The following is a 4,986-nucleotide window of genomic DNA, read 5'->3' as shown; positions in this document are numbered from 1 at the left end:
AGTGTTTGCCGTGCGCGATACATTTGAATGGCGGGGGCTGGGTAACATTCCACGTTCAGCATTACAACTGCGTGATAGGTACGCGCATCGCGATGCAGAATTACGTTTTGCAGCGCAACTGCCACACCAACATCACGATGATCATAAAGCGTGTCGTTGTGCTGATATCTTACGCGGCTTAGCGACTCCGCCAGACTGTAAGGTGTTTGGGCGTGCGTGCAAACCAACCCGCCCAATGGGCAGTTGCATGGTGAGCTCTGAAGGCGCTTGTAATGCTTATTATCGCTATGGTGCCATTGAGTCGGTATCTTTTTTGGCTGGAGGAAACGAAAATGAGTGAGATGACTCACGTACAAATTAGCCATGGTGGTGGTGGCCAGGAAATGGGCCAGTTTATTCGCCAATTATTTTTCTCTCGCTTTGGCAATGAAATTCTCAAACGCGACGAAGATGCTGCGAGCTTGTCCATTAGCGGCCCGATTGCGATGACGACCGACAGTTTCACTGTTTCTCCGCTATTTTTTCCAGGCGGTAACATCGGTTCGTTGGCGATTGCGGGCACATGTAACGATCTAGCGATGGCGGCAGCAAAACCGACTTACCTCAGTTGCGGTTTCATGATTGAAGAAGGGCTGGCGCTGAGTGAGCTGACCGAAATTGTTGACACCATGGCCAAAGAGCTCAGTCGTATTGGTGCGCAGATTGTGTGTGGTGATACCAAAGTGGTGCCCAAAGGCAGTGTCGATAAAGTGTTTATCAATACCACCGGTATTGGTTCGATCCTGAGCGAGGGTGTGTCAGCGCATAACCTGAAACCGGGCGACAGCATTTTGGTGTCACGTGATATTGGTTGTCACGGCGCATGTGTACTGGCCCAGCGTGAATCGATGGCGTTAGAGACGCAAATCGAAAGTGATTGCGATTTGTTGTGGCCTGCGGTTGAAGCACTTTTACAGGCCGATATAGAGATTCACGCCATGCGCGATGCTACTCGCGGTGGTTTATCTGCGGTGTTAAACGAATGGTGCCAAACCAGTCAAGTGCAGTTAATGATTGATGAGCAAAGTGTGCCCGTGACCGACGCGGTACGCGGATTGTGCGAACTGTTTGGGTTTGAACCTTACGATTTGGCCAATGAAGGTACCTTTGTGCTGGCCGTGTCAGCCAAAGATAAAGACAAAGCTCTGGCAGTGCTGCGCCAACATCACAGCAGTGCTGCGTGTATTGGCACCGTGCAAACTGGAACGCCGGCTCGTCCTATTTTACAAAACCCGTGGGGAAGTCGTCGTTACCTTGATTTTCCGGCGGGCGAGTTACTGCCACGAATTTGTTGAGAAGCGTCATGCATGAACTTTCCATTAGCTTGAAAACCATCGATTTGGTTGTTGAGCAAGCTCAAAAGCACCGTTACCGTAAGGTCACCAAAATCACGCTTAGCGTGGGGGTGTTGTCATGCATTGAGTCAGAAGCGTTGCGAACCGGGCTGGAAATGGCCAGCCGAGAAACGATCGCCCAAGACGCCGAAGTGGTGATCGAAACCTTGCCAGCAATTGCTGTGTGCCAAGGATGTCATTACTCGTTTACCATTCAAAATTATCAAGACAGTTGCCCGCAGTGTCACAGTTACCAATTGACTGTGCAGCAAGGCGAGGAACTACAAATTAAAAATATCGAGGTTGAATAATATGTGTACTGTTTGTGGCTGCGGTGATAGCCAAGTTGAGCACGATCATCATGAACATTCCCATTCTCATGGACATTCACATGAGCACGCTCATGGCCATGACTACGGCGAGCATCACGCTCATCACAATCAACAACCGATGGCGATTCACCACCATTACTACCACCAAGGCGATGTTCATCATCACGTTCATTTTCATGATGACGTGTCGAACTCGGCGGCACAAGCTCAGCATTATCAACAAGATCATCATCAGCATAGCCATAACCATTCAGAGGCTAGCCATCACCAACATCACCCAGATTCAGCGCAACACCATCAGGCTGATACACAGGCAAATGGCGATATGCATTTTGGCCGTGGCGAAGCGCAAGTGCACGTGGCCGGAGTTTCTCAGCGTCAATTGCTGACGTTGGAACAAGATATTCTGGGTAAAAATAATGAAGTGGCGGAACACAACCGGGCTCATTTCATTGCTGCCGGTCAGTTGGTGCTTAACCTTGTATCAAGCCCAGGTTCAGGCAAAACGACCTTATTGGTTGAAACGTTAAACCGCCTGAAAGAGAGCTTGCCCTGTGCGGTGATTGAAGGGGATCAACAGACCAGTAACGATGCTGATCGTATTCGTGCCACGCAAGTGCCTGCGCTGCAAGTCAATACCGGTAAAGGCTGTCATTTAGATGCGGACATGATTCACCATGCATACCACCAATTGGCGTTTGATCAAGCCGGGGTATTGTTCATCGAAAACGTAGGAAACTTGGTTTGCCCAGCCAGTTTTGATCTGGGCGAACGCTGCAAAGTGGCAATTTTGTCGGTCACCGAAGGTGAAGATAAGCCACTCAAATATCCCAATATGTTTGCTGAGTCAGAGTTGATGATCATTAACAAAATTGATTTGCTGCCTTATGTGAATTTTGATGTCGTGAATTGCACCCATAATGCCAAGAAAGTGAATCCAAAGATTCAAGTGATTGAGTTATCGGCGACTACGGGCGAAGGTTTCGACACTTGGTTAAGTTGGCTGACTGAACAACGCACGGCAGTGACCTGTTCCGTGGCAAATGCTTGATGTTTATTCTTTACAAAGGTGGAAGTAATGCAATCTCAAAATATTGTGATGACGTTGTCTGGTAGTCCGTATGGCTCGGAAGCGCTGTTTAATGCGCTGCGTTTGGCTATGACGCTTAAAGAGCAAGATGACCAAAGCAGCGTCAACCTGAAACTGTTTTTGATGTCAGACAGCGTATTTGGCGCGCTGAAAGGACAGAGTACGCCCGATTTCAGCTTTAACATTGGTCAAATGTTAGAGGTGCTATTGGCGCAAAATGTTAGTGTTCGGTTGTGCAAAACTTGTATTGCAGCTCGTGGTGTGTCAACACAACAACTGATTGATGATGTGGCAATCGGTACCATGGCTGATCTCAGCGAGTGGGTGCTGTGGGCCGATAAAGTCATCACCATGTAGTTCTGAATGATGGGCAACACCGTCCATCATCTGGATTCAAATCAACGTGAGTTCAAAGGTTAGATCATGCGTTTACGTCAAGCATTCCTTTTTTTCTGTGGTTGCAGTCTCAGCTACATGGCTTCTTCAGCGACTTTTTCCGACGTCTTGGAGAGCCAACTTTATGATGTGCAAATTGTCGATTGTCGCGATAGTAACTTTTATAACGGCTGGCCAGAGAGGGGGCAAACCGCTGGCGGTCACATTCCAGGTGCGGTGAACTTTGATGCACATTGGGTGGACATGATGTCAGCCGATGAACTGAAGCAGCTCATTGATAATAAGTCGCTGATTAAAGAGCATCACACTTTTCTTTATTGCGCCGTTGACCGTGCGACCCAGTTGAAAACAGCACTGGTGAAACAGGGTTTTCAATCTGTCGAGGTGATTGATCAGCCGTTGGCGCAATATCAAGGTGAGTTGGTGGCGCTACCTCGTTATCAAAACTTAGTGCCAGCATGGTGGGTTAATGATGTGATCCAAGGCAAAAAAGTGCAACACGCGCCAAGCAAAAATTACACACTGCTGGAAGTGGCGTGGGGGCCTGCAACCAAATACCTTTGGGCGCACATTCCGGGTGCTCAGTATGTCAATACCAACGATATCGAATCAAAACCTTGGTGGAACCGTGTGTCTAACCAACAGCTAGAAGTTCTGGTTAATAGCCTCGGTATTGAGTACGACAGCACCGTGATTTTGTACGGCCGCGAAAATATGGCAGCAGCGCGCCTTGCAAACATTTTGATGTATGCAGGGGTGCAAGATGTACGTTTACTCAACGGTGGTTGGCAGTCGTGGGAAGCTGGTGGCTACAAAACAGCTATGATGTCACCGGACGTATCGATGTCTCGTTCATTTGGTAAAACCATTCCTGCTAATCCAAACTACATTCTTGATCTGCCAGAAGCGAAAGCCTTGTTGACGCTGCCACAAGACCAACAATCACTGGTGAGTATTCGTACCTTGGCCGAATTTAATGGCGAAACCAGCGGCTATGATTACATCCAGTCCAAAGGTCATATTCCGGGTGCGAAATGGGGCCATGCGGGCAGCGATGCGTTCCATCTGGAAGATTTTCGTAACCCAGATCAAACCATGCGCAGCGCCGACGAAATCACACAATTCTGGCATGAATCCAACATCGAACCTCAGCAACAAGTGTCGTTTTTCTGTGGGACGGGCTGGCGAGCTTCGGAAGTGTTTTTTGATGCTTATGTGATGGGGTGGGAAAATATCAGCGTTTATGACGGCGGTTGGTATCAATGGGCGGGGAAATAAAGCTTAACTTTTGCAGTGAATTACACCTATTGTTGCCACGTGAGTGATCGAAGTTGAAATAGAAGAAAATAGCGCGCCGGCTTGATGGAAATGAATTTCATTAAGTCGGCGCTTCGTTTATTTTGACGCGGTAATTAGAGAAATTGAATGCGGCACGCCTCATTGTTATGCGCTGAGAATTGACCAACTTTAAACAGAGCAAGGTTGTTTTCAGCCAGCAGTGTTTCCAATTGCTCAGCGTGCTGTGGATCGATAGCAATCATCAGGCCACCGCTGGTTTGTGGATCGCACACAATATTTTTTTGTTGCGCGGTCATTTTGGGCAAACTGTCGCCATAACTCGCAAAGTTGCGGTGTGTGCCACCCGGTACGCAACCTTGTTGCAGGTACTTATCCACTTTTGGCAATAATGGTAATTGTTGGGTATGAATGGTGGCGTTTAAGTTGGCACCGCGGCACATTTCAAGCAAGTGTCCGGCAAAACCAAAGCCAGTTACGTCCGTCATGGCGTGCACAC

Annotated in this window: 6 protein-coding genes and 1 pseudogene; 6 read left to right on the top strand and 1 reads right to left on the bottom strand. The window is 48.3% G+C overall.

The features are described from left to right. From B7C60_RS18580 to B7C60_RS08640, 6 genes and pseudogenes are all read left to right on the top strand, one after another. A pseudogene (locus tag B7C60_RS18580) lies at positions 1 to 340 on the top strand (hydrogenase formation protein HypD); the annotation flags it as partial. Between the two features lies 1 nt (position 341). After that, positions 342 to 1,334, top strand: coding sequence for a hydrogenase expression/formation protein HypE (hypE, locus tag B7C60_RS08660; RefSeq protein ID WP_099611350.1), 993 nt, complete (start codon positions 342 to 344; stop codon positions 1,332 to 1,334). An 8-nt stretch (positions 1,335 to 1,342) separates the two neighbouring features. Then, positions 1,343 to 1,684, top strand: coding sequence for a hydrogenase maturation nickel metallochaperone HypA (gene hypA / locus B7C60_RS08655; protein WP_099611299.1), 342 nt, complete (start codon positions 1,343 to 1,345; stop codon positions 1,682 to 1,684). A gap of 1 nt (position 1,685) precedes the next feature. Next, positions 1,686 to 2,756 carry a hydrogenase nickel incorporation protein HypB gene (gene hypB, locus B7C60_RS08650; protein WP_099611298.1) on the top strand — a complete coding sequence of 357 codons (1,071 nt, stop codon included), beginning with the start codon at positions 1,686 to 1,688 and terminating at the stop codon, positions 2,754 to 2,756. Positions 2,757 to 2,783: 27 nt separating this feature from the next. Continuing rightward, positions 2,784 to 3,152 carry a DsrE/DsrF/TusD sulfur relay family protein gene (locus B7C60_RS08645; protein ID WP_099611297.1) on the top strand — a complete coding sequence of 123 codons (369 nt, stop codon included), beginning with the start codon at positions 2,784 to 2,786 and terminating at the stop codon, positions 3,150 to 3,152. A 66-nt stretch (positions 3,153 to 3,218) separates the two neighbouring features. Beyond that, a complete protein-coding gene (locus tag B7C60_RS08640; protein WP_099611296.1) occupies positions 3,219 to 4,469 on the top strand; it encodes a rhodanese-like domain-containing protein in 1,251 nt (416 codons plus the stop codon). Between the two features lie 134 nt (positions 4,470 to 4,603). Here B7C60_RS08640 and B7C60_RS18570 read toward each other — a convergent pair. After that, the coding region (locus B7C60_RS18570) for an AIR synthase-related protein (protein ID WP_245869007.1) at positions 4,604 to 4,986 on the bottom strand (383 nt) is incomplete at its 5' end.

Source organism: Vibrio fujianensis (genome assembly GCF_002749895.1).
In the GTDB taxonomy this organism is placed as follows: Bacteria; Pseudomonadota; Gammaproteobacteria; order Enterobacterales; family Vibrionaceae; genus Vibrio; species Vibrio fujianensis.
Note: the sequence above shows the minus strand (reverse complement) of the source record. Positions and strands in the feature narration are given on the sequence as shown.